Here is a 22,740-nt window from a genome sequence, read left to right as displayed (position 1 = left end):
CAGGAATCACCATGTCTGAACAAACCATCACTCCGGAAGTCGACCAAACTCTCGAACTCAACAACGAGATGACCGAGCGTCGTTCCAAGCTGGCCGCCCTGCGCGCCCAGGGTAATCCTTTCCCCAACGACTTCCGTCGCGACAGCCTCTCTGGCGATCTGCACGCAGAGTTCGACGACAAAAGCGCCGAGGAGCTGACGAGCCTGGGTAAACGGGTGAAGATTGCCGGTCGCATCATGACCCGCCGGATCATGGGCAAGGCTTCTTTCGCCACCCTGCAGGACATGGCCGGCAAGATCCAGGTCTACGTCACCCGTGACGACCTGCCGGAAGGTTTCTACAACGAGCAGTTCAAGAAGTGGGATCTGGGCGACATCGTGGGTGTCGAAGGTACCCTGTTCAAGACCCAGACCGGTGAGCTCTCCGTTCACGTTTCCGATATCCGCCTGCTGACCAAGGCACTGCGTCCGCTGCCCGAGAAGCACAAGGGCCTGACCGACCAGGAAGCTCGCTGCCGCCAGCGCTACCTGGATCTGATCGCCAACGAAGAGTCCCGCAAGACCTTCATGATCCGCACCCAGGTGGTTGCCGGTATCCGCAAGTTCTTCAACGAAAAGCGCTTCATGGAAGTGGAAACCCCGATGATGCAAGTCATCCCTGGTGGTGCCTCCGCGCGTCCGTTCGTCACTCACCACAATGCGCTGGACATCGACATGTACCTGCGTATCGCTCCGGAGCTCTATCTGAAGCGTCTGGTGGTCGGTGGTTTCGAGCGTGTCTACGAGATCAACCGCAACTTCCGTAACGAAGGTATCTCGGTTCGTCACAACCCCGAGTTCACCATGATCGAGTTCTACATGGCCTACGCCGACTACATCGATCTGATGGACCTGACCGAAGAGCTGCTGCGCACCCTGGCGCAAGACATTCTGGGCAACACCAAGATCCGTTACGCCAAAGAGGGCGAAGAGGGCCTGACCATCGATTTCGGTCAGCCGTTCCAGCGCCTCACCATGGTCGAGTCCATCCTGAAGTTCAACCCGGACGTAACTCTGGACGATCTGGCTACCCTGGAGAGCGCCAAGGCCGTTGCCAAGCGTCTGCACATCGAGCTGATGAAGGGATGGGAGCTGGGCCACGTGATCACCGCGATCTTCGAAGAGACCGTGGAGCACATGCTGCTGCAACCGACCTTCATCACCGAGTACCCGGCTGCCGTTTCTCCGCTGGCTCGCCGCAACGACGTGAACCCGGACGTAACCGACCGCTTCGAATTCTTCATCGGTGGCCGCGAGCTGGCCAACGGCTTCTCCGAGCTGAACGATGCAGAAGATCAGGCCAAGCGCTTCCAGGATCAGGTTGATCAGAAAGAAGCTGGCGACGACGAAGCCATGTTCTACGACGCAGACTTCGTCACCGCACTGGAACACGGCCTGCCGCCGACGGCCGGTCAGGGTATCGGTATCGACCGTCTGGTCATGCTGTTCACCAACAGCCACACCATCCGTGACGTTATTCTGTTCCCTGCCCTGCGTCCGCAGAAGTAAGGCCCACAGAAGCCAGCTAAATCCCTTGGGTCAATCCCGAGCGTGATAGCCCATAAAAACGCCCCGCGACTGCGGGGCGTTTTTTTATAATGCTCACAACAATTGACGAATGCTTACCGCTTATGAGGCTGGCGGTAGCAGCCACTCTCCCTGCCACAAGGTGACGGCCTGACCGGCCATCAGTACCCGCGCCTCCTGCAGTTCAAGCCGCAACTCACCACCACGGGCCGAAATCTGACGGGCCCGCAGTTGCCGTTTACCAAGCCGTTCGGCCCAGAAGGGCACCAGAGCGCAGTGGTTGGAACCAGTGACCGGATCCTCATCGACGCCCACCCAAGGGGCGAAATAGCGGGAGACAAAGTCATGGTTCGGGTCGTTTGAGGGCGCCGTCACTATCACCCCCCGTCCCGGCAAAGCACGCAGAGCATGAAAATCTGGCAAAAGCGCACGGATTTCCTCTTCACTTGCCAGTTCCAGCAAGAACTTGGCCCCGGCCGCCAGGGTTTGTCTTGGTTGGCAGCCGAGCGCGGCAGCATAGGCGAGGTCCAGAGTCAGTGGAGTCAATGCGACACGCGGAAAATCGAGCCAAATCCACTCATCTTCGCGCTGGGCCAGCAGCTCACCACTACGGGTCTCGAAGCGGATAGTCTCGTGTGCAGCTACCGCCCCTGTCTGCCACAACACATGAGCAGCCGCCAAGGTGCCATGACCGCAGAGATCAACCTCGACTTTCGGCGTGAACCAGCGCAACTGATAATGGGCTCTGCCAAGTTGTACCAGAAAGGCTGTCTCGGAGAGGTTGAACTCGGCCGCCATCGCCAGCTGGCTGGCATCCGGCAGGGCGGGTCCCAATACAACCACTGCGGGGTTGCCACCAAGGGGCTGCCGACTGAACGCATTGACATGAAACAATCTGATATTGGACATGGCACTTCCTGTGTTATCAAGTGGCTCTCATTTAACGCCCTTTATACCACGCCCCTCTTTTGCTGCGGGAACAGGCGTACCTCTGCCCCTTTAATGCATTAATAGAATAAAGAAGACATTTTTATTCTTTGTTGTTATCCAACACGCCCTTTAATCTGGCCAAAAATCAGACCATGGAAGACGCGTGTGATGCAATTGAAGGATTCCCCATTCAACCTCTCCCCCCTCTCTGACGAGCAGCAACGTCAGCTGGGCCAGGTACTCTCGACTCTCAATACCCAGCAACTGGCTTGGGTGAGCGGATATCTCTACGGCCTCTCCCAGACCGGTCACCAGAACGTTGCTGCCAGCGCCGCCGTGGCTGCGCCCAGCGGCAGCCTGACCATTCTCTACGGCTCCCAGACCGGCAACGCCAAAGGGGTCGCCACTGCCATCAAGGCGCAGGCCGAGGCCCGAGGCCTCCCCGTCACCCTAGCGTCGATGGTCGACTACAAACCCAAGCAGCTCAAGAAAGAGAGCCACCTGCTGGTGGTAGTGAGCACTTACGGGGAGGGTGAACCGCCGGAGAGCGCCGTCGATCTGTTCGAGCAGCTTAAAAAAGGCAAGATTGGCAAGCTGGACGGGCTCAAGTTCGCGGTACTGGGGCTGGGTGACAGCTCCTACGAATTTTTCTGCCAGACCGGCAAAGATTTTGACGACTTCCTCGCCAAAGCAGGGGCCAAGCGGGTTTATGAGCTCGCCAGCCTCGATGTGGATTATCAGGATGCAGCCAAGAGCTGGAGCGAACAGGCGCTCAACGCCATTGCCACGACCCTCTCTACCGGAGCGGCCAGCAGCAGCGTGACAAGCGCGGTGCAGCAGGCGGTTGGCCACAGCCAATACAGCAAGGAGAATCCCTTCCCTGCCCGCCTGTCGGTCAATCAGAAGATCACCGGCCGGGATTCCACCAAGGATATCCGCCATATCGAGATCAATCTGGCCGACTCCGGCCTCACCTATCAGCCGGGGGATGCCCTCGGTGTCTGGTTCGACAATGACGCCGAACTGGTGGGCGAAGTGCTGGCCCTGACCGGCCTCTCTGGCGATGAAGCCACGGCCCACGGCACCTTGCGCGCAGCCCTGACCAGTCACTTCGAACTGACCCGGCTGCACGGCGGCTTTATCACAGGGCTCGCTGATATATCGGACAACGCAGCGCTGAAAGATCTGGCGGGCGACAAGGCCCAGGTCAATGCACTGGTGGCCTCCGCCCAGGTGGTGGATGTGCTCAAACGCTTCCCGACCGCCCTCACAGCCGAGCTGCTGGTCAGCCTGCTGCGCCCCCTCACCCCGCGCCTCTATTCCATCGCCTCCGCCCAAAGCGAGGTGGAAGAGGAGGTACACCTGACCGTCGGCGTGGTGCGCTACCCACAGGAAGATGGCACCGTGCGCTCTGGCGCAGCCTCCTCCTATCTGGCGGATCGGCTGATTGAGGATGGCGAGGTACGGGTATTCGTCGAGCACAACGACAACTTCCGCCTGCCGCAAAACCCCGACACCCCCGTCATCATGGTGGGGCCGGGCACCGGCATCGCCCCGTTCCGCGCCTTTATGCAGGAACGGGAAGCTCAGGGCGCGGAAGGCAAGAACTGGCTCTTCTTCGGCAACCCCCACTTTACCCAGGATTTCCTCTATCAGGTGGAGTGGCAGCGTTATGTGAAATCGGGGCTGCTGTCGAAGATCTCGCTAGCCTTCAGCCGGGATCAGGCCAACAAGATTTATGTGCAGGATCGCCTGCGTGAAGCGGGCCAGGAGCTCTACCTGTGGCTGGAAGCAGGTGCTCACGTCTATGTGTGTGGCGACGCCAACAAGATGGCCAAGGATGTGCAGGAGGCCCTGCTGGAAGTGATTGCCGAACACGGCCACAAGAGCCGTGAGGAAGCAGAAGAGTATTTGAGCGAATTGCGTCGTGCCAAACGTTATCAAAGGGATGTCTATTGATGAGCAAACAACCTCTTTCTCACCCAAAAGCGGGACCGGTCGAAGGGCCGCTGGCCGACAACGAGCGCCTCAAGCGCGAGAGCAACTTCCTGCGCGGCACCATTGAGCAGGATCTGCAGGACCCGCTCACCGGCGGCTTCAACGGCGACAACTTCCAGCTTATCCGCTTTCACGGCATGTATCAGCAGGATGACCGTGACATCCGCCCGGAGCGCGCTGCCCAGAAGCTGGAGCCGCTGCACAACGTCATGTTGCGTGCCCGCCTGCCGGGTGGGATCATCACCCCGGCCCAGTGGCAGATCATCGACAAGTTCGCCGAAGAGCACAGCCTCTACGGCAGCATACGCCTGACCACCCGTCAGACCTTCCAGTTCCACGGGGTATTGAAGCGCGACATCAAGCTGATGCACCAGACCCTTCACAGCACCGGCATCGACTCCATCGCCACCGCCGGCGACGTGAACCGCAACGTGCTATGCACCAGCAACCCGGTGGAGTCCGAGCTGCATCAGGAAGCCTACGAGTGGGCCAAGAAGATCTCCGAGCATCTGCTGCCCAAGACCCGCGCCTACGTGGAAATCTGGCTGGACGGTGAAAAACTGGGGCAGGATGAGGAGCCGATCCTGGGTTCCAACTACCTGCCGCGCAAATTCAAGACGACCGTGGTGATCCCGCCCCACAACGACGTGGATATCCACGCCAACGATCTCAACTTCGTGGCGATTGCCGAACACGGCAAGCTGGTAGGCTTCAACGTGCTGGTGGGCGGCGGCCTGGCCATGACCCACGGCGACACCAGCACCTACCCGCGCAAGGCGAGCGATTTTGGCTTTATTCCGCTCTCTCACGTGCTGGAGGTGGCCGCCGCCGTCGTCAGCACCCAGCGCGACTGGGGTAACCGGGTTAACCGCAAGAACGCCAAGACCAAGTACACCCTAGAGCGTGTCGGCGTCGAAGCGTTCAAGGCCGAGGTGGAGAGCCGAGCTGGCATCCAGTTCGGACCGGTTCGCCCCTATGAGTTCACCAGCCGGGGCGATCGCTTCGGTTGGGTCGAGGGGATCGACGGCAAGCACCACCTCACCCTGTTTATCGAGAATGGCCGCCTGCTGGACTTCCCGGGCAAGCCGCTCAAAACCGGCATGCTGGAGATCGCCAAGGTGCATCAGGGGGATTTTCGCCTGACCGCCAACCAAAACCTGATCATCGCCGGGGTGCCTGCCAGCGAGAAGGCCCGCATCGAAGGGCTGGCACGCCAATACGGCCTGCTGGATGACGGCGTGAGCGAGCAGCGCAAGCAGTCCATGGCTTGTGTGGCCCTGCCTACCTGCCCGCTGGCGATGGCCGAGGCGGAGCGCATGCTGCCGGCGTTTGTCACCGACATCGAGGGCTTGCTCACCAAACATGGGCTGGCGGATGACGCCATCATCTTCCGGGTCACCGGTTGCCCCAACGGCTGCGGCCGCGCCATGCTGGCGGAAGTAGGTCTGGTGGGCAAGGCGCCGGGCCGCTACAACCTGCATCTGGGGGGCAATCTGGAGGGGACCCGCATTCCGCGCCTGCACCTCGAGAACATCACCGAGCCGCAGATTTTGGCCGAACTCGACGCGTTGATCGGCCGCTGGGCCACCGAGCGAAATCAGGGTGAGTGCTTCGGCGACTTCGTGATCCGGGTTGGGGTAATTGCCCCCGTTATCGACTCTGCGAGAGACTTCTATGCCGCTTAATGTCACTGAAGATGGCCGCCTTGACCTGCAGGCACTGCTGGCCCTCGGCCGTGAAGAGCAGGCCGAGGCGCTGGCGCCCCTCAACCGCGAGCTGGATACCATGAGCGCCCCCGAGCGGGTGCGCTGGGCCCTGGCCAATCTGCCGGGGGAGCATGTGCTCTCCTCCAGCTTCGGCATTCAGGCGGCGCTGATGCTCCATCTGGTGAGCCGCGAGCGGGCCGATGTGCCGGTGGTGCTGACCGATACCGGTTATCTCTTCCCCGAGACCTACCGCTTTATCGACGAGCTGACCGAGCGCCTCGCGCTAAATCTCAAGATCTATCGGGCCGAGCTCAGCCCCGCCTGGCAGGAGGCGCGATTTGGTCTCTTGTGGGAGCAGGGGGTAGAGGGCATCACCCGCTACAACCAGCTCAACAAGGTGGAGCCGATGGACCGCGCCCTGCGTGAGCTGGGGGCCCAGACCTGGTTCTCCGGCCTGCGCCGGGAGCAGTCCGGCAGCCGTGGCAAGCTGCCGGTGTTGGGCATCCAGCGCGGCCGCTATAAGTTCCTGCCGGTGATCGACTGGAGCAACAAGGATGTCTTCTACTACTTCAAGGAGTTCGACCTCCCCTACCACCCGCTGTGGGAGCAGGGTTATCTCTCGGTGGGCGATATCCACACCACCGCCAAGTGGGAGCCGGGCATGAGCGAGGAGCAGACCCGCTTCTTCGGCCTCAAGCGCGAGTGCGGTTTGCACGAGGAAAATGGCGAGAACGACGGCTCAGGCATCTGAGCCAAGCTGTCCACCCGCACGGCTTTCATAAAAAAACGCCCGGCAACAGCCGGGCGTTTTAATTTGCGCAAAAGGGTGGCATTCCACCCCTCATTACTTGGCGGCGCGCGCCTGGGTCAGCCAGTCGTTCACCAGCACCTCGTGGCCCTTGAGCCAGGCGTCGGCGTGACGCTCCACATCCGCCGGCTTGTTCTGCCCCTTGTTCATCAGGCCGTTCTGCACGTTGATGTCATTGAGCGGAAGCTTGACGATGGAGAACAGCCTGGCGGCTGCCGGGTTGGCCTCGGCGAACTGCTTGTTGGCCACTATATGCATGGTGTTGACCGGGAAGCCATAGTTCTTGCCGTTCGGCAGCCGGGTCTTGGCCGCATCAGGGCCGTCGGCGGGCACCTCCAGCCACACCACGTCCTTGCCCGGCACCAGCTCGCTGCTGAGCCAGTAGGGGGTCCAGGTGTAGTAGAGCACCGGCTTGCCGGCCTGGTAACGGGCACGGGTATCGGCGATCAGCGCCGCGTAGTTGCCCTGCTTGTGAGTGACGGTCGGGGTCAGGCCAAACCCGGCCAGATGACGGTTGATCGCCTCTTCGCAGCCCCAGCCCGGATTGCAACCCACTAGGTCGGCCTTGCCGTCGCCATCGCCGTCAAACAGCGCCGCCAGCTTGGGATCCTTGAGCTGACCCAGATTGGTGATGCCGTAGCGAGTCGCGGTCTGCTTGTCGATGAGATAGCCCTGGGCGGCCCCGGCCACATAGGTGCCCTCACGGAAGAACACCTTGTCGCCGCCAGCCTGCTCATACTTGTTGTTTTGCAGCGGTATCCAGTTGAAGGCGAGGAAGGTGCCATCCCCCTGCGCCACCGAGGCGTAGGCCACGTTGTAATCCACCTCCTGGGCCGGCTGGACGTCATAGCCGAGGCGCGCCATCAGCTTGCTGACCAACAGGGTCTGAAAACTCTCCTCCGGCAACGAGCTCTGCAGGGGCTGGACGCGCACTCCCTCCCCCGGCAGCTCGGTGCTGGCCATGGCGAACGGGCCGAGCAGTTGGGAGCTCAACAGCAGGGAACCCAGGGTCAGCGTCTTGGTAATGAGCCTCATGCATTTACTCCTTTGTAATCGATAGACTTGTCGCGGCCGAGCAGGCGCAGCAGCAGGGCGGCGGGGCCGCGCTGATACCAGCGGCCGGTACGACTGCGATCCGGCTGTCCCATCGCCTGGGTCAGGCGGTCGAGCACGATGGCCAGCAATACGATGCCGAGGCCGCCGATGGAGGCGAGCCCCATGTCGAGCCGGCCGATGCCGCGCAGCACCATCTGGCCGAGGCCCCCCACCGCAATCATGGAGGCGATCACCACCATGGAGAGTGCCAGCATCAGGGTCTGGTTGACCCCGGCCATGATGGTGGGCATGGCGAGCGGCAGTTGTACCTTGAACAGCAGCTGAGAGGGGCTGGCACCGAACGAGTGGGCCGCCTCAACCAGATCCGCAGGCACCTGGCGAATGCCCAGCATGGTCAGCCGGATCATCGGCGGCAGCGCGAAGATGACGGTCACCACCACCCCGGGCACGTTGCCGATACCGAACAGCATGACGATGGGGATGAGGTAGACGAAGGCCGGGGTAGTCTGCATCGCATCCAGCAGCGGCCGTGTCCAGCGCGACAGTCGCTCGCTCCTCGCCAGCAGGATGCCGACCGGCAGCCCGATCAGCACGCAGAAGAACAGCGAGGTCAGCACCAGCGACAGGGTCACCATGGCATCGGACCAGGCGCCGATAAGGCCCACCACCACTAGCGAGAACAGGGTTCCCAGCGCCATGCGAGCGTTCACCAGTTGCCAGGCGATCAGGGTCAGCAGACCGATCATCAGGGTGGAAGGTACCGTCTGCAGCAGATGGGTCATGCCGCCCAGCGCCAGCTCCACCGGTGCACGGATCAGCTGAAACACGGGACGCAGGTTGTCCACCAGCCAGCCGATGCCATCCTCGACCCAGCTGTCCAGTGGCACCAACGCCTGCTGGAAGGGATCCAGCCAGTCGACGGCAGCTGTGGTATCCACCGTCTCGATCTGGTTCTGCCAGTCGGTGGCGGCGGTGGCGGTATCACTCCAGGGATCGGCCACCTCGGTGGCACTAGAAGCCGTGGCGCCCCAAGGGTCGGCCGCCACCTCATCGGCACGCAGGGCGGGGCTCGCCAGCAGCACCAGGGCCAGCAGCCCGCTCAGTAAAAAATTGGGATTCATCAGCTTCATGCCGGGGTACTCCTGTCCAGAGTGTTCAGCAGGTTGGCCTTGGAGATGAGGCCCAGATAAGTGCCATCCTCCTCGACCACGGGCACCTGACAGGGGGCGGCCGCCACCTGGCTGATCAGTTCGTTGAGGGCGGTGTCCGCCATAATGGGCCGGATGTCCGCCAGCAGCGCCTGCTCCAGGCTGCCTTTGGCCCTGACTGCATGACCGAGCGACTCCACCGAGACGACCCCGATGAAGCGACGCCGGCGATCCACCACGTAACCGAACTCCCGCTCCTGCTCCTTGAGCTGGCGCAGGGCGTTGCCCGGCCCGTCGGTGGTGTGCTTCTTGATGAGCGGCATCTGCTTGCGGCTGGCCACGTCGCGGGCGCTGAACACGTTGGCCAGATCCACCCCGCGAAAGAAGGCGCGCACATAGTCATTGGCGGGCTGGTTGAGGATCTCGTCCGGGGTGCCGACCTGCACCAGCTGGCCGTCCTGCATGATGGCGATGCGATCGCCGATACGCATCGCCTCGTCCAGATCGTGAGAGATGAAGACGATGGTGCGCTGCTGGCTGGCCTGCAGCTTGAGCAGCTCGTCCTGCATCTCGGTGCGGATCAGCGGATCCAGCGCCGAAAAAGCCTCGTCCATCAGCAGGATGTCAGGGTCGTTGGCGAGTGCGCGGGCCAGGCCGACCCGCTGCTTCATGCCGCCGGAGAGGGCATCGGGGAAGGCATCGATCCACTGACCCAACCCCACCTGATGGAGCGCCTGGCGGGCGCTCTGCTGGCGCTCCGCCAGCGGCACACCGGCCAGCTCCAGCCCGAAGGCGGTGTTTTCCAGCACGCTCAGGTGCGGCATCAGGGCGAAGGACTGGAATACCATGCTGATCTTCTTGCGCCGCACCTGACGCAGCTCGCCGTCGGAGATGGCGGCGATGTCCTCGCCATCGATCAGTACCTGGCCGCGGGTCGGCTCGATCAGCCGGTTGAAGAGACGCACCAGGGTGGATTTGCCCGAGCCGGAGAGGCCCATCACCACGAAGATCTCCCCTTCGTCGATGGCCAGATTGACATCCTGGACCCCCAGGGTCTGCCCGGTTTTTTGCAGGATGCTGGCGCGGTCATGCCCTTTCGCCAGCAATTTGAACGCTTTTTCCGGCTGATCGCCGAAGATTTTGTAGAGTGATTTAACCTCGAGTTTGACTGTCATACTGTCCTTTTTTCATGGTCGACATCTTGGTGATTAACCTGCCGAACGCGAGCCAACTGCTTTTTACACTAAGCAATAAACACCCAAAACAAAAGGACCAATAGAGTCCCCAAAGGCAAACCACAAAATAAACAATTGATTTTAAAAAGTTATTTTTATCAATAAAAACCGAACAAAGCCTGGTCTTATCCATAAAATCTTCCATATAAAACGAAGATGCACCGGGAAAAATCATTCAAAAACAATCAAAAAAGCGCAAGAAAATGCAGGTTAATGACGGTAACTGTGTGACGCGCCATCCAGATAATCAACAGCGACCAAATGATTACACATCTAACTATTTATTGGTCACAATGAGGACAGATTGGGGGACAAGAAAAGGAGCAGAGGAGGGGCAGAGCAGAGGATGAAGGTGCGTTCACACGCCGCGATGAGATCGCCCTGCCACCTCTGGACAATCGGCCTGCTGGCACGGAGCTTCTGGCAAATAGCCCGTACGAAAAAAGCCCCTTGTGCAACACAAGGGGCTATCAGCCAGAGCGGTAACGCCGCCCGTCAACGCCGCTGCCAGGTTTCGAAACAGTAGAAGTGGGGATTCTTCTCGTCAGGCTGATGTGACTCGCGCTCGATGCACGACCAGTCGCCCTCGTCGAAGGCCGGAAAGCGGGTATCACCCTCCACCGCCAGATCGATGCGGGTCAGATAGAGCCTGTCGGCCCGTGGCAGCAGCTGGCCGTAGAGATGACCGCCTCCGATCACCATCAGCTCGGCCACGTCACTGCCGGCCAGCAGCGCCAGCGCCGCGTCCACCGAGTCGATCACCTCCACGCCGTCGGCCCGGTAGTCGGGGTTGCGGCTGATCACCAGATTGCGCCGTCCGGGTAGCGGTCGACCGATGGATTCGAAGGTTTTGCGCCCCATCAATACCGGTTTACCGAGGGTGACACGCTTGAAGTGGGCCAGATCGGCAGGCAGATGCCAGGGCATCTGGTTGTCCTTGCCGATCACCCTGTCGTGGGCCATGGCGGCAATCATGGAAATCTTCATGGGGCCTCTCACCGTCTGTCAGATTATGGGGCGGTTACGGTACACGACCAGAGAGGGGATCGCCAAACCGAAACTGAGGGCACCGACGATAAAGAGCGCCTTGAGGCCGTTCTCCACCGCACTCTGGATCAACTCCATGGTCACGCCGTTGATGTTGAGCTCTACCACCGCAATCATGGTCTTGAAGGCATAACTGCCCGGGATCATCGGAATGATGGAGGCAACGCTGAACACCGGACGCGGCGCCAGCAGACGGCGCGACCAGTAGACGCAGACAAAGCCGACCGTGGTGGCCGCCGCCAGCGTCGCCCACTCGATGGGCATACCATAGTGGATCAGCAAGGTACGCAGGCTGTGGGCCAGCGCGCCGCCCATGGCGCAGTACTTCAGCATCCGTGGTGGCACATTGAACAGCATGGCAAACCCCACCGCCGGAATGGAGGACCAGAAGGCATCCTTGGCCAGTAGCCAGAGCAAATCCATCATACTTTCCACCCCCAGATACCGGTGACCGACATGGCCAAAATGATACCTATGGCGGCGCTGATAGTCAGCAGGGTCGCGGTCCCCCAACGGGCCAGCCCCATGTTGAAGTAGCCCTTCACCATGTCTGAGACCGCATTGATCAGCGGAAAGCCCGGCACCAGCAGCAGCACGCTGGCCGCCATGGCGAGATAAGGCTGGTCACCCCAGTTAAAGAAGGTGGCGCTGGAGGAGAGCAAGGTGGCGATAAAGCCGGTAGCGGCAAAGTTGATGAGCGGGCTATGGTGATGGCGGGCCATCAGCTGGCGCACCCGCATCGCCACGGCAGACGAGAAACAGGTCACCAGGAAGATGGGCCAGTCACCGCCAAACAGCAGGCTAAAGGCACCACATGAGAGCCCCACCATGGGGACCACCAGCCAGGGGTGATAGTGAAAGGGGACGATGGCCTCGAGGCGCTGGCGCACTTCACGGGCACCGATCAGCTCTTTCTCCGCCATGATGCAGATCCGCTGGATCTCGCACACCACCTGCATGTTGATGCCATGTTCGCGCACCCGCCGGGTAGTGGTAACACAGCCCCCCTGATAGAGGCTGGTGAGCACGATGGCACTGGAAGAGATGGCCATTTCGACACTCTCCAACCCCAGCGCCATCCCCAGTCGCACCGTGGTCTGTTCGATGATCCGGCTCTCCGCCCCGAACTGGGCCAACAACTGACCCACCTTGACGATAATGCGGGTGATCTCTGTCTGTTGCTCCCGCGACAACACCCGTCTTGGTGTGATACTTCTCATAATCCCTTCGAGTCGTAGCAATAAAAATTTCGGCCATATTAGCCTAACTTTTACCGTTATTCATCCACCTCAATCACAACCTGACTAATAATTTATTACAAGAAGGAGAAAAGAGATTACATCACAAATACATTACGACTAACATTAAAAACCATAACAATCAGGTCGTCAGCAATTCCCTTTATTATGACCTCACCGATTTGGCTGAAATATCAACCAAGGAGTTTCTTGCAGATTATTTACGACGTCGATAGTCCGCCAGACGGATTATTTTACCACTGCCATCGTTTTCAGGCGGAGGCTCTCCCTCTTCTCTGAACTGGATCATTTCGCTGCGCATCAGATAAAAGGATTCCCGCATCATGTTGGCAATCCGGATACAGCTGTCTAGATTGTTTTTAGCCAGCCGACGCTGACCATCAATCTTGAACTGCAATCCGCGCAGACGGCGCTGCTGATCGGGGCTCGCACGGGCCATCAACTGGTCGATCTGCTGCTCCAGGATCGCATCCAGCCGGGAAGGCTCTCTCGCGGCCAACTCCTTCAGGGTGTCAAAATCAGGCAACTCCATATGCCCTCCTCGGCGACTCTTGCTGGCTCCACAACTTGAGGAATCAGCCATATAAAACTTTATATACGACCGAGCGGCAAAGAGCTCACCACACCACTCAGGTAATCGTTATTAAAATGGCAACCATGATGAAAATCATCCATTGAAATAACATGCAGAAACAAACATTTGCTTAAAAAAGAAAGAGCATGCAAAACACTTAGACATTTTAGGCTGCTTTTTTATGTTTTTTATTTCCAATAAAAGTCGGGATAAATTAATTTTGCTTCATTCGACTCTTTATCATCCATAAAATGACCAGTAGCTCCTTCCGACGATTTAACATATCTCACTGATTATGTTATTTTAATTGCCACTTTTATCGGACATTCAAGAGCAGACCATGAGCAAGGCAAAAATCGGTATCGTCACCGTCAGCGATCGCGCCAGCGCGGGCATCTATGAAGACCTCTCCGGCAAGGCCATCATCAACACCCTGAACGCCTATCTGACCTCGGAGTGGGAACCTGTCTATCAGGTGATCCCCGATGAACAGGATCAGATTGAAGCGACCCTGATCCGGCTGGCGGATGAAGAGCAGTGTTGTCTCATCGTCACCACAGGCGGCACCGGCCCGGCCAAGCGGGATGTCACGCCGGAAGCGACCGAAGCGGTGTGTGATCGCATGATGCCGGGCTTTGGCGAGCTGATGCGGGCCGAATCCCTCAAGTTTGTGCCGACCGCCATTCTGTCGCGCCAGACTGCCGGGCTGCGCGACGATACCCTGATCGTCAATCTGCCGGGCAAGCCCAAATCGATCCGCGAGTGTCTGGATGCAGTATTCCCCGCCATCCCCTACTGCATCGATTTGATGGAAGGGCCGTATCTTGAGTGCGATGAAACTGTCATCAAGCCATTTCGGCCGAAAAAATAGCAAAGCCGACCATAAAAAATAATGGCGAGCCACGGCTCGCCATTATTTTTAGCTCATCTGTTCGTGCAGACAAAATGCATCGATTATTTACGGCCGAATACTTTTACGCCCGCTTTGCTGCGCTCTGAATTACCGTACACTTCGATCTTTTTCACACAACGACGCGAACCCAGTGATTTCCACTCGGTCTCTTTATCACTGCTCATCTCCCGATCGAAGCGAATGGTTTTGGTACGATCACCACCATAGGTCACCACCACCCGATCCAGGGTCAAATCACGTTCCGCCTTCACCTTGATATATTTGGTCTGACGGCAAATCACCAAAGGAATTGTCGCACCATGATCACCGGCCCCCAGCAAAATAGTCCGCCCCAGCGTGAACTGATCATCGCCAGCATGGCTGGCTGACGCCACCACCAGCAAGACACCACCCAGCAGGGTGCGCGCGGAAAAACGGGAATTCCAGATAGACATCAGGGACATAACACCTCCAATAAAAAACGGAGTGCAATAATACGGACCGAACCATAACGGAAGCTGTACCCGAACGCGCATTTGCGGCGAAAGAGGGGCGATTGCCTGAGAAAATGAAGGAATTTGCCGGTAAAAATGTGAAGGGCCGCATATTGCGGCCCTGACTGCATATGAGCGCTCAACGCTCCATGATCTGGGTCACATCTTCTTTATTAATCATCACCTCACGCCCTTCATGATCGTAATAGCGATACATACCGGTACTCTCGTCCAGCTTGGGCTTGCTCTCTGTGGTGATCATCTTGCCATCCTTGGTGCTCATGATGTATTGGGAGCTGCATGCTACCAGCCCCAGGGCGCACACCAGGATCATCATCAGTTTTTTCATAGGCGCACTCTTCTCCTTTCACCCTCACCACGAGGGTGTCATATCCAGCCTACTCCAATCCGGCAGGCAGTCGGAAACTTGCACAATAAAGTGAGATCACCATCAAAAATCAGTTACTTGCGACCACCCGGTTTGCCACTGCTACCGGTACCGGAACCACAGCCAAGTGCCAGCCGATCTGCCGCGGCTCTGGCCTGCACCAGACCATAGCCATAGCTGTTGTCCCGTCCGACAGCCCCCTGATCCTGGGCGCTGCTGCGCAGGGTCTGGCGCAGTTGATCATTGCTGCACTCCAGCCGCTGTGACCAGGCCAGGGTGGCGACCCCGACCACATGAGGGGTCGCCATCGAGGTACCGCTGTAGCTGGCGTAACCACTCGGCACGGTCGACAGCACAGCAACACCGGGGGCCGCCAGCTCCACCTGATCGTTGCGTTGCGAGAAATAAGCCAACTGCTTGCTGCCATCGATAGCAGCCACGCTCACCACACTGCTGTAAGAGGCGGGATAGGACTTGCTGGTGTTGCCCGCATTGCCCGCCGCCGCCACACTCAACACATTCTGGCTGTAAGCCTGATTGAACGCCTGCTCTTCCGTCTTGCTGGGCACATTGCCCCCTAGGCTCATGTTGATGACCATGCGAGTAAAGCCACGACTGCTCATCCCCTGCTTGCAGGCATTGAGAGCCCCCACCAGGTTGGAGGTATAGGCCCAGCCGTTGGCGCCAAACACCTTGATGATGTGCAGCGGGACACTCTGATTCGGCAAGACACCGACCACGCCCATGTCGTTCCCCCCAATGGCGGCTATGGTGCCTGCCACGTGGGTGCCGTGACCGTTTTCGTCACTGCTCCAGCTGCCTGTACCTGCGTTGTCACTACCCTGCACCTGCGCCCCATGGGGCAGATCCGGGTGATTGCCGCTATAGCCAGAGTCAATGATACACACCAGCACCTCTCCGGCCATACCATCGCTCAGTTGTGGCGCCTGTACCATGGGAATGCCATAAGGCAGGGTCTCGGCACTGGCATAACGCTTGGCATCCGGCTCCACCCACAGCACGTTGGGGTTGCGCGCCAGCGCTGTCGCTGCAGCAGCTGGCAACCAGAGCGCCAGCGCATGCTGCTCGGGCAGTTGCAGGGCCAGCTCGCCCCCCATCCCTTTGCTTTGGGCCAGCACAGCGGCCTCCGCCCCCGGCTTGAGTTGCACCAGATAACGAGCCCGTTCGGCAGCCATTACCCCCTGTGCCAGTACGCCTGCCACCAGCAGGCCTGTCCATATCCGTCTCATCAGTCACTCCTTCCATCGACCTGATAGCCACCAGCAAAGTGTAGTGGCAGGCTGGCGCAGGTCCGAGCGGATACAAAAAGGCCGGACATCTGTCCGGCCTCTTCTTTCAAGCGCAAGCGCGCAATCATGACTTGGCGGGCTGGCGCTCACCGGTCACGGTCGGGTTCTTGGGATCGGAACTCCACTCATACCAACCGCCGTCGTAGACGCTGATCCGTTTCCAGTCCATCAGCCAGGCGTAGAAGAAGGCCTCGGAGGCGCGCCAGCCGGTACCGCAGTAGAATGCGGCCTGCTGAGTTGGCTCGATGTTCCACTGGTCCCACATGGCGAGGATCTCGCGGGCCGGCTTCATGGTGCCGTCCGGGTTGTGGAAGTCGCTCATGCTGTTGGCATCCACCCCACCGTGACCCCACTTGGCCCCCGGAATATCGCCCTTCGGCTTGATGTAGCTGTAACCTGAGGTGTTGCCGACAAACTCGTCCCAGGTACGCACGCTGACCAGGGCGCTATCGGGCTTCTTGAGCAGCTCTTTCGCCTGACTTAGCGTGGTGTAGTACTCGGGGTGAGCGGGAATGGCCACGCCAAACTCCTTCACCGGCTCATATTTGTTGGGCAGGCCGGTTTCGGTGCGCAGGTGCTGGATAAACCAGGCATCCAGACCACCGTCCAGCAGGCGCACATCTTCCACCCCCGCATACATCATCAGATGCGCGGCACGGGCAGCCGCCATGGTGTTGCGACCATAGAGGATGACGGTGGTGTCGTGACGGATGCCGTTATCCAGCAGCAGCTTCTTGAGCGCTTCGTCAGAGACCTTGTTCCACAGCGGCTCCTCTTCGAGGCTGTTGGTATCGATATAACCGGCCCCCGGGATGTGGCTGATGAGGTAGGCCTTGGGTGAACCCCAATCCACTTCAAACAGCTTCCAGTCACCCTTGGGCGCCGCGGCAACCGGCTTGCCCTCCTGCAGGTCCGCCAACCAGCGCGGATAGACCAGCTGCTGCCAGCGTGCCAGCGACTCGCGCGGTGCAACTTGCCACCCTTGCAGCTCGAACAGCTGCTTGATCCCCTGCTTGCGCAGCAAACGGGCCACCTCGGCCACTTCGCGGGACGCACCGTAGAGGGCAACCGGACGATCGGCCTTCAGACCCTTGATCTCGAGCGCCTTTGGCCACTCTTCATCGCTGTATTTCCACTCGGCTGAGAGGTTCTCGGCGCCCGCCACATGGCCGCCCTGCTTCTCCCCTTCCATCGGCCACCCCTGATAGAAGTAGCTGGCGCGGGTATCCAGGATGACAGCCTGTTTGGCCTTGGCATCGGCCAGCGAGAGCGGTGGCAACTCCCCTGCCACGGCGGGCAGGGCACACCAGAGCAGTAAGGTCGCCAGCGCGGCCTGCAGGAAGCGAAGATGTCGTTTCATGGTGATTTCTCGATTCATAGTGAACAAGGTTAAAAAATGGAGCGACCCAGCCGCTCGGCCAGCAGCTCCAGCGCCGCCGTGCCCGCCAGCGAGTTGCCGGCTTTGTTGAGCTCGGGCGACCAGACACAGACGCAGAGCTCGCCCGGGATCAGGGCGATGATACCGCCGCCGACCCCCGATTTGCCCGGCATGCCGACCCGATAGGCAAAATCGCCCGCCTCGTCATAGAGGCCGCAGGTGGCGAGCAGGGCGTTGACCTGTTTAGTCGTGCGGGCAGGCAGCAGCGGCACGCTCTCGCCCAGTGGCACACCACGGTTGGCCAGATAGATGAATGCCCGCGCCAGATCGACGCAGCTCATGCGAATGGCACAGGCATTGAAATAGCTTTGCAGCACCTTGTCCACTTCGTTTTCGAAGTTGCCATAGGCCTTCATCAGATAGGCGATGGCGGCGTTGCGGGCAGAGTGCTGATATTCGGAGCGGGCGACCACCTGATCCGCCATGATGGCCGGATTGCCGGAAAGACGGCGCACCAGCTCGAGGGTACGTTGACGCGGCGCAGTGAGGCGGGTCTCAAGCAGATCGCTCACCACCAGCGCCCCGGCATTGATAAAGGGGTTGCGGGGTATCCCCTGCTCGAACTCGAGCTGTACCAGCGAGTTGAAGGGCTGGCCGGAGGGCTCCTTGCCCACCCGGGCCCAGATCTCCTCCTCCTGATAGAGGGTGAGTGCCAAGGTCAAACTCAGGGCCTTGGAGATACTCTGGATGGAGAAGGGTTCAAAAGCGTCACCGGCGGTGAACAGCTCCCCCTCAACGGTACAGACTGCGATACCGAGCCGATCGGCCGGCACCTGAGCCAGTGCCGGAATGTAGTCGGCCACCTTGCCTTGTCCCAGCAACGGGCGCACCTCTTCGAGGATGCTGGCCAGTAATTCGGATGACAACACCATAAGCAATAAGCGATTCCATGACTAAAACAGCGGTGGAGATCCCATCCCCACTGACAAAAATCCCGCCAGCGGCGGGATTTTTCAGTTACCCACAACAAGGCGCCAGATGCGGCAGCCTTGTATCAGGCCGGTTCACCGTACCAGAGGTCGAACAGCTCGGTAACGACCACGGCTTCCATCCCCTTGCCTTCCAGCCAGGATTTGACGGCGGCGCGGTCTTCTTCGGTACATTTGCCCAGTTGCTGGGTGCAGATCATCCCTTCCCAGGCCAGGTGACCGGAGCCGGCAAAAGCCAGTTTACGGGGTTCAACAACCTCATCGATCATCGCATCGACTACCGCATCGATGGTCTCTTCGGCAGTGCCGACCGGGAAGTTGAAACTGATGTCGAAACCCATTTCCTGGAATTCATCGACGCGCAGTTTCTTGCGCAGGCGGCGGCTACGATTGGCCATGATAGCTCCTCAAGTTAGTTGATACGCTAGGTGTGTTGACGTGCCAGCTTAGCTGACACGCTTGAAAATCAGATCCCAAACCCCGTGGCCGAGACGGTGGCCACGTTGTTCAAATTTGGTCAGCGGACGCCAGTCCGGACGGGGCACCCAGTTGCCGGTGGCGGAGGTGTTCTCGTAACCCTCGGCGGCGCTCATCACTTCCAGCATGTGCTCGGCATAGTTTTCCCAGTCGGTCGCCATGTGGAACACGCCACCGATGGCCAGCTTTTGACGAATATCCTGGGCAAACGCAGGCTGTACGATGCGGCGCTTGTGGTGACGGCTCTTGTGCCAGGGATCCGGGAAGAAGAGCTGCAGGCAGGAGAGTGAACCGTTCGGGATCATGTGCTCCAGCACTTCCACCGCATCGTGGCAGATCACTTTCAGATTGGTGACGCCCGCTTCCTGAGCGGTACCCAGACAGGCACCCACGCCCGGGGAGTGCACTTCGATGCCGATGAAGTTCTTCTCGGGGGCATTCTTGGCCATCTCAACCAGAGAGGCGCCCATGCCAAAGCCGATCTCCAGCACCACTGGTGCTTCACGGCCAAACAGCGCGACCAGATCGAGCTGCTTTGGCTCAAAATCGATGCCCATGACCGGCCAAAGCTCTTCTAGGGCCTTCTCCTGCCCTTTGGTCAGGCGGCCTTCGCGACGGACAAAGCTGCGGATCTTGCGCATGAATTTGCCGTCTTCGTTAAATACATCTTGGGTCACAGGCATAATGGTCTCGTTATTTCATCAATCCGGGTAATACATCTTGTGTTCGATCCCGAGCGGGACCGCTCGCGGCTCGGCATTTCATCGACCCGCGAAAACAGGGGAGCGAATTATCCCAAGATAGGCCCAAGGCGCAAGTGTTTCGCGAAACAAATCCCTCATCTCTCTCCATTTCATTGACAACAGTTGACAAATGCCGACCCGTTCACAGAATCGGTCACGCGTCGAGTACATGCTGCCTGCGCAAATAAAACCATACACAACAAAGGATTGCAGTATGAAATACAGAGCATTGGCGTTTGCCATCACCACTTTGCTTGCGGGATGCGACACATCAACAAATGACTCACAAACCCCTGCTGCCGCCGAGCAGGCCTATGAGTATCTGGTGCAGTTGAGCTCAACCGCAGAAGGGATTGGCGCGCGCCCCACGGGGACAGAGGCAGAAACTCGTGCCGCGGCATGGATCCAGGACCATCTGACCGGTTGGGGCTACGATGTGCAACGCCAACCCTTCACCTACACCAAAAGCGGCGCCAGTAAAAACTCCCAAAACCTGATCGCTGAGCTCAAGGGCACAAGTGACAAGGTGATCCTGATCGGCGCCCACTACGACAGTACGGGCGACAAGAAAGGTTCTGAAGGAGCCACCGACAACGGCGCTGGCGTAGCAGCCCTGCTGGCAGTGGCTGAGGCGCTTAAAGGACAAACCTTGCCCTACACGGTTCGCTTTGCATTCTTCGGGGCGGAGGAGAACGGTCTCAACGGCTCCAAAGCCTATGCCGCCAGCCTCGACAGCACCGCCGTCGCCAAGCTGCTGGCGATGGTGAACTACGACACCATCGCCGGGGGCGACATCGTCTACGTCCACTCAGCCCACTCGGACGTCGCCGAATACAACTGCACAGATCCGAGCCGCTACAGCTTCGATCCCAAGGTGCGGGATCGCCTGCTTACCCTCTCCAAACAGACTGCGACCCCGTTTGCCATTCATCCCAGCTACAGCGGTTATCCGGAAGGGGAGACTGGCAGCTGGTCAGATCACGCTCCCTTTGCCTGCCTGGGGGTGCCGATCGCCTACGTTGAAGCGACCAACTTCACCATCAACGGCGCTGATGGCTATGACGGCTACTCCCAAAGCACCAATCCAGCGCTGTGGGACTGCTATGACGCCACCACCAAGAGCGCCTGCGATCGTGACAGCGAAACCCAGTGGGGAAAAATCTGGCACACCCAGTACGACCGCCTCGACAAGATGGCGGAACTATTCCCTGGCAGAGTAGAAAGCCAACTTGGCGCCAACACCGACCTGATGATCCGCTTCCTCAAGGAACCGGGTTTGTAAGGTCAGTTGCTTGTCCACAAAACAAGATCGCCCTAACTCATTTCAATTCATGGGAGCCACACGGGCAGGTAAAATTCGGGCAGGTGCCAAACCTGCCCTTTTTTGGCGATTTTTGTGACAATCATTGCCTCATTTCTGAAATCTGATACAAACGGATAACCTGGCGGTCGAATGGAGCGACCGCCCACATGCCGAGAGAATTGTCTATGCAGCCGTTTTTTGCCCAGCGCTTCGAGAAGGTTGAACCTTCCTTTATCCGTGAAATCCTCAAAGTTGCCGCCAATCCGGAGATCATCTCCTTCGCCGGTGGCCTGCCCAATCCCCACCTGTTTCCGGTCAAGGCGATCGATCAGGCCTGTCAGGATGTGCTGCGCGAACAGGGGGCTGCTGCCCTGCAATATGCGGCGACCGAAGGCTTCGCCCCGCTGCGCCAATATATTGCCGACCGCTATCTGGCCCGCCACGGCATGCAGATCAATCCGGACAACATCCTCATCACCAGCGGCTCCCAGCAGGCGCTGGATCTGCTGGGCAAGGTGCTGATCGACGAGGGTCAGGATCTCATCATCGAAGAGCCGGGTTACCTTGGCGCTATTCAGGCCTTTTCTGTCTACCAGCCCACCTTCAAGCCGATCACCCTTGAAGAAGAGGGTCTGGATCTGGCGGCGCTGGATGCGCTGCTGGCAAGCGGATCCAATGCCAAGCTGCTCTACGGCGTGCCCAACTTCCAGAACCCGAGCGGTGTCTCCTACAACCGTGCCAACCGCGAGGCACTGGCCGAGCGACTGGTGCGCCACGAGCTGTTGATGGTGGAAGATGATCCCTACGGCGAGCTGCGCTTCGAAGGGGAGCATCTGCCCCCCATTGCCAAGCTGGCACCAAACAATACCGTGCTGCTCGGCTCGTTTTCCAAAACCGTGGTGCCCGCCTTCCGTCTGGGCTGGATGCTGGTGCCGGAGTGGCTACGCAAGAAGGTGACCATCGCCAAGCAGGCCACCGATCTGCACAGCAACGCCTTCAGCCAGCAGGTGCTGCACCGCTTCCTGACCGACAATTCACTGGATGCCCATCTGGAGAAGATCAAGGAGGTCTATGGTCGCCAGCGTGCTGCCATGGAGGCTGCACTGGCCCGTCACTGCCCGCCCGGCGTCAGCTACACCAGACCGGAAGGGGGCATGTTCCTCTGGCTGACTCTGCCAGCCCACATCAGCGCCATGGCCCTGTTTGATGAGGCGATCAAGGAGAAGGTAGCCTTCGTGCCCGGCGCCCCCTTCTATGTACGCCCCGAAATCAAGAACACCCTGCGCCTGAGCTTCTCCTGCGTCGATGAGGCGACCATCGAGGAGGGGGTCAAGCGGCTGGCCTGCGCCCTCCAACGGATGCACTGAACGCCCAAGCCAAACCGTATTAACAAAAAACCAGCGAGCGCTCGCTGGTTTTTTTTATGCTCCCCATTCACCC

Annotated in this window: 22 protein-coding genes; 7 read left to right on the top strand and 15 right to left on the bottom strand. The window is 59.3% G+C overall.

Translation table 11 applies throughout. The annotated features are described in order from the left end of the window. Window positions 1-11 precede the first annotated feature (11 nt). Complete coding sequence (lysS, locus tag G5193_RS04385) at window positions 12-1,547, top strand: lysine--tRNA ligase (RefSeq protein WP_421205090.1); 1,536 nt, start codon at window positions 12-14, stop codon at window positions 1,545-1,547. A gap of 120 nt (window positions 1,548-1,667) precedes the next feature. Here lysS and G5193_RS04380 read toward each other — a convergent pair whose 3' ends face one another. After that, the gene (locus tag G5193_RS04380; RefSeq protein WP_421205088.1) at window positions 1,668-2,474 is read right to left on the bottom strand and encodes a PhzF family phenazine biosynthesis protein; all 807 of its coding nucleotides are present in this window, start codon (window positions 2,472-2,474) and stop codon (window positions 1,668-1,670) included. 189 nt (window positions 2,475-2,663) lie between these two features. On the opposite strand from G5193_RS04380, the gene G5193_RS04375 reads away from it, so the two are divergent. The 3 genes from G5193_RS04375 to G5193_RS04365 are packed head-to-tail and all read left to right on the top strand — an operon-like array spanning window position 2,664 to window position 6,950. Beyond that, window positions 2,664-4,454, top strand: coding sequence for an assimilatory sulfite reductase (NADPH) flavoprotein subunit (locus tag G5193_RS04375; protein ID WP_421205086.1), 1,791 nt, complete (start codon window positions 2,664-2,666; stop codon window positions 4,452-4,454). Continuing rightward, window positions 4,454-6,178, top strand: coding sequence for an assimilatory sulfite reductase (NADPH) hemoprotein subunit (gene cysI, locus G5193_RS04370; RefSeq protein WP_421205084.1), 1,725 nt, complete (start codon window positions 4,454-4,456; stop codon window positions 6,176-6,178). Before G5193_RS04375 ends, cysI begins: the two co-directional genes overlap by 1 nt. Beyond that, window positions 6,168-6,950, top strand: coding sequence for a phosphoadenylyl-sulfate reductase (locus G5193_RS04365; protein WP_421205083.1), 783 nt, complete (start codon window positions 6,168-6,170; stop codon window positions 6,948-6,950). The genes cysI and G5193_RS04365 overlap by 11 nt, the downstream gene beginning before the upstream one ends. Before the next feature lie 93 nt (window positions 6,951-7,043). Here the strand turns inward: G5193_RS04365 and proX are convergent, their stop codons facing one another. From proX to G5193_RS04330, 7 genes are all read right to left on the bottom strand, one after another. Further along, window positions 7,044-8,042: a glycine betaine/L-proline ABC transporter substrate-binding protein ProX gene (proX, locus tag G5193_RS04360; protein ID WP_421205081.1), complete on the bottom strand. Its 999-nt coding sequence runs from the start codon at window positions 8,040-8,042 to the stop codon at window positions 7,044-7,046. After that, window positions 8,039-9,193 (bottom strand): glycine betaine/L-proline ABC transporter permease ProW, encoded by a 1,155-nt coding sequence (gene proW, locus G5193_RS04355; protein ID WP_216953006.1) that lies wholly within the window; start codon window positions 9,191-9,193, stop codon window positions 8,039-8,041. Before proW ends, proX begins: the two co-directional genes overlap by 4 nt. Next, window positions 9,190-10,386: a glycine betaine/L-proline ABC transporter ATP-binding protein ProV gene (gene proV, locus G5193_RS04350; protein ID WP_216953005.1), complete on the bottom strand. Its 1,197-nt coding sequence runs from the start codon at window positions 10,384-10,386 to the stop codon at window positions 9,190-9,192. The genes proW and proV overlap by 4 nt, the downstream gene beginning before the upstream one ends. 555 nt (window positions 10,387-10,941) lie before the next feature. Further along, the gene (gene folA / locus G5193_RS04345; RefSeq protein WP_421205079.1) at window positions 10,942-11,433 is read right to left on the bottom strand and encodes a type 3 dihydrofolate reductase; all 492 of its coding nucleotides are present in this window, start codon (window positions 11,431-11,433) and stop codon (window positions 10,942-10,944) included. Between the two features lie 18 nt (window positions 11,434-11,451). After that, entirely contained in the window at window positions 11,452-11,919 is a 468-nt protein-coding gene (locus G5193_RS04340) for a threonine/serine exporter family protein (protein WP_026035076.1), read from the bottom strand. Next, the gene (locus G5193_RS04335; protein WP_421205077.1) at window positions 11,916-12,713 is read right to left on the bottom strand and encodes a threonine/serine exporter family protein; all 798 of its coding nucleotides are present in this window, start codon (window positions 12,711-12,713) and stop codon (window positions 11,916-11,918) included. Before G5193_RS04335 ends, G5193_RS04340 begins: the two co-directional genes overlap by 4 nt. Window positions 12,714-12,948: 235 nt before the next feature. Further along, entirely contained in the window at window positions 12,949-13,284 is a 336-nt protein-coding gene (locus G5193_RS04330; RefSeq protein ID WP_421205075.1) for a DUF3135 domain-containing protein, read from the bottom strand. A 382-nt stretch (window positions 13,285-13,666) separates the two neighbouring features. Between G5193_RS04330 and mog the strand changes: the two genes are divergently transcribed. Next, window positions 13,667-14,197, top strand: coding sequence for a molybdopterin adenylyltransferase (gene mog, locus G5193_RS04325; protein ID WP_421205073.1), 531 nt, complete (start codon window positions 13,667-13,669; stop codon window positions 14,195-14,197). A gap of 83 nt (window positions 14,198-14,280) precedes the next feature. Here the strand turns inward: mog and G5193_RS04320 are convergent, their stop codons facing one another. From G5193_RS04320 to trmB, 7 genes are all read right to left on the bottom strand, one after another. Further along, window positions 14,281-14,682, bottom strand: coding sequence for a DUF2541 family protein (locus tag G5193_RS04320; protein WP_129503427.1), 402 nt, complete (start codon window positions 14,680-14,682; stop codon window positions 14,281-14,283). A gap of 169 nt (window positions 14,683-14,851) precedes the next feature. Next, a complete protein-coding gene (locus tag G5193_RS04315) occupies window positions 14,852-15,061 on the bottom strand; it encodes a YgdI/YgdR family lipoprotein (RefSeq protein ID WP_129503426.1) in 210 nt (69 codons plus the stop codon). Window positions 15,062-15,174: 113 nt separating this feature from the next. Beyond that, window positions 15,175-16,350 carry a S8 family peptidase gene (locus G5193_RS04310; protein ID WP_216954981.1) on the bottom strand — a complete coding sequence of 392 codons (1,176 nt, stop codon included), beginning with the start codon at window positions 16,348-16,350 and terminating at the stop codon, window positions 15,175-15,177. 124 nt (window positions 16,351-16,474) lie between these two features. After that, window positions 16,475-17,770 carry a sulfurtransferase gene (locus G5193_RS04305; protein WP_266134362.1) on the bottom strand — a complete coding sequence of 432 codons (1,296 nt, stop codon included), beginning with the start codon at window positions 17,768-17,770 and terminating at the stop codon, window positions 16,475-16,477. Window positions 17,771-17,799: 29 nt separating this feature from the next. Continuing rightward, entirely contained in the window at window positions 17,800-18,720 is a 921-nt protein-coding gene (gene glsB, locus G5193_RS04300) for a glutaminase B (RefSeq protein WP_005348151.1), read from the bottom strand. A 122-nt stretch (window positions 18,721-18,842) separates the two neighbouring features. Then, window positions 18,843-19,175 (bottom strand): YggL family protein, encoded by a 333-nt coding sequence (locus G5193_RS04295; RefSeq protein ID WP_005348158.1) that lies wholly within the window; start codon window positions 19,173-19,175, stop codon window positions 18,843-18,845. Between the two features lie 48 nt (window positions 19,176-19,223). Then, a complete protein-coding gene (gene trmB, locus G5193_RS04290; RefSeq protein ID WP_005335228.1) occupies window positions 19,224-19,937 on the bottom strand; it encodes a tRNA (guanosine(46)-N7)-methyltransferase TrmB in 714 nt (237 codons plus the stop codon). A gap of 274 nt (window positions 19,938-20,211) precedes the next feature. On the opposite strand from trmB, the gene G5193_RS04285 reads away from it, so the two are divergent. Then, window positions 20,212-21,279, top strand: a complete 1,068-nt coding sequence (locus G5193_RS04285) for a M28 family metallopeptidase (protein WP_144714311.1) — start codon at window positions 20,212-20,214, stop codon at window positions 21,277-21,279. A 206-nt stretch (window positions 21,280-21,485) separates the two neighbouring features. Then, on the top strand, window positions 21,486-22,667 hold the full coding sequence (locus G5193_RS04280; RefSeq protein WP_421205071.1) for a PLP-dependent aminotransferase family protein: 1,182 nt from the start codon (window positions 21,486-21,488) through the stop codon (window positions 22,665-22,667). Window positions 22,668-22,740: the final 73 nt, after the last annotated feature.

It is taken from the genome of Aeromonas sp. 601027 (assembly GCF_049174455.1).
Classification (GTDB): Bacteria; Pseudomonadota; Gammaproteobacteria; order Enterobacterales; family Aeromonadaceae; genus Aeromonas; species Aeromonas veronii_A.
The sequence above is the reverse complement of the archived record's forward strand: the minus strand, read 5'-3'. Positions and strand labels throughout refer to the sequence as shown.

Excerpts from the sequence above, each read along its gene's own strand:
- G5193_RS04280 (WP_421205071.1), top strand. The coding sequence starts at position 21,486 with ATGCAGCCGTTTTTTGCCCAGCGCTTCGAGAAGGTTGAACCTTCCTTT.
- proV (WP_216953005.1), bottom strand. The coding sequence starts at position 10,386 with ATGACAGTCAAACTCGAGGTTAAATCACTCTACAAAATCTTCGGCGAT.
- G5193_RS04285 (WP_144714311.1), top strand. The coding sequence starts at position 20,212 with ATGAAATACAGAGCATTGGCGTTTGCCATCACCACTTTGCTTGCGGGA.
- lysS (WP_421205090.1), top strand. The coding sequence starts at position 12 with ATGTCTGAACAAACCATCACTCCGGAAGTCGACCAAACTCTCGAACTC.
- G5193_RS04380 (WP_421205088.1), bottom strand. The coding sequence starts at position 2,474 with ATGTCCAATATCAGATTGTTTCATGTCAATGCGTTCAGTCGGCAGCCC.
- G5193_RS04340 (WP_026035076.1), bottom strand. The coding sequence starts at position 11,919 with ATGATGGATTTGCTCTGGCTACTGGCCAAGGATGCCTTCTGGTCCTCC.
- G5193_RS04375 (WP_421205086.1), top strand. The coding sequence starts at position 2,664 with ATGCAATTGAAGGATTCCCCATTCAACCTCTCCCCCCTCTCTGACGAG.
- G5193_RS04315 (WP_129503426.1), bottom strand. The coding sequence starts at position 15,061 with ATGAAAAAACTGATGATGATCCTGGTGTGCGCCCTGGGGCTGGTAGCA.
- G5193_RS04320 (WP_129503427.1), bottom strand. The coding sequence starts at position 14,682 with ATGTCCCTGATGTCTATCTGGAATTCCCGTTTTTCCGCGCGCACCCTG.
- G5193_RS04305 (WP_266134362.1), bottom strand. The coding sequence starts at position 17,770 with ATGAAACGACATCTTCGCTTCCTGCAGGCCGCGCTGGCGACCTTACTG.
- G5193_RS04310 (WP_216954981.1), bottom strand. The coding sequence starts at position 16,350 with ATGAGACGGATATGGACAGGCCTGCTGGTGGCAGGCGTACTGGCACAG.
- G5193_RS04335 (WP_421205077.1), bottom strand. The coding sequence starts at position 12,713 with ATGAGAAGTATCACACCAAGACGGGTGTTGTCGCGGGAGCAACAGACA.
- G5193_RS04365 (WP_421205083.1), top strand. The coding sequence starts at position 6,168 with ATGCCGCTTAATGTCACTGAAGATGGCCGCCTTGACCTGCAGGCACTG.
- G5193_RS04330 (WP_421205075.1), bottom strand. The coding sequence starts at position 13,284 with ATGGAGTTGCCTGATTTTGACACCCTGAAGGAGTTGGCCGCGAGAGAG.
- glsB (WP_005348151.1), bottom strand. The coding sequence starts at position 18,720 with ATGGTGTTGTCATCCGAATTACTGGCCAGCATCCTCGAAGAGGTGCGC.
- folA (WP_421205079.1), bottom strand. The coding sequence starts at position 11,433 with ATGAAGATTTCCATGATTGCCGCCATGGCCCACGACAGGGTGATCGGC.
- mog (WP_421205073.1), top strand. The coding sequence starts at position 13,667 with ATGAGCAAGGCAAAAATCGGTATCGTCACCGTCAGCGATCGCGCCAGC.
- trmB (WP_005335228.1), bottom strand. The coding sequence starts at position 19,937 with ATGCCTGTGACCCAAGATGTATTTAACGAAGACGGCAAATTCATGCGC.
- G5193_RS04295 (WP_005348158.1), bottom strand. The coding sequence starts at position 19,175 with ATGGCCAATCGTAGCCGCCGCCTGCGCAAGAAACTGCGCGTCGATGAA.
- cysI (WP_421205084.1), top strand. The coding sequence starts at position 4,454 with ATGAGCAAACAACCTCTTTCTCACCCAAAAGCGGGACCGGTCGAAGGG.
- proX (WP_421205081.1), bottom strand. The coding sequence starts at position 8,042 with ATGAGGCTCATTACCAAGACGCTGACCCTGGGTTCCCTGCTGTTGAGC.
- proW (WP_216953006.1), bottom strand. The coding sequence starts at position 9,193 with ATGAAGCTGATGAATCCCAATTTTTTACTGAGCGGGCTGCTGGCCCTG.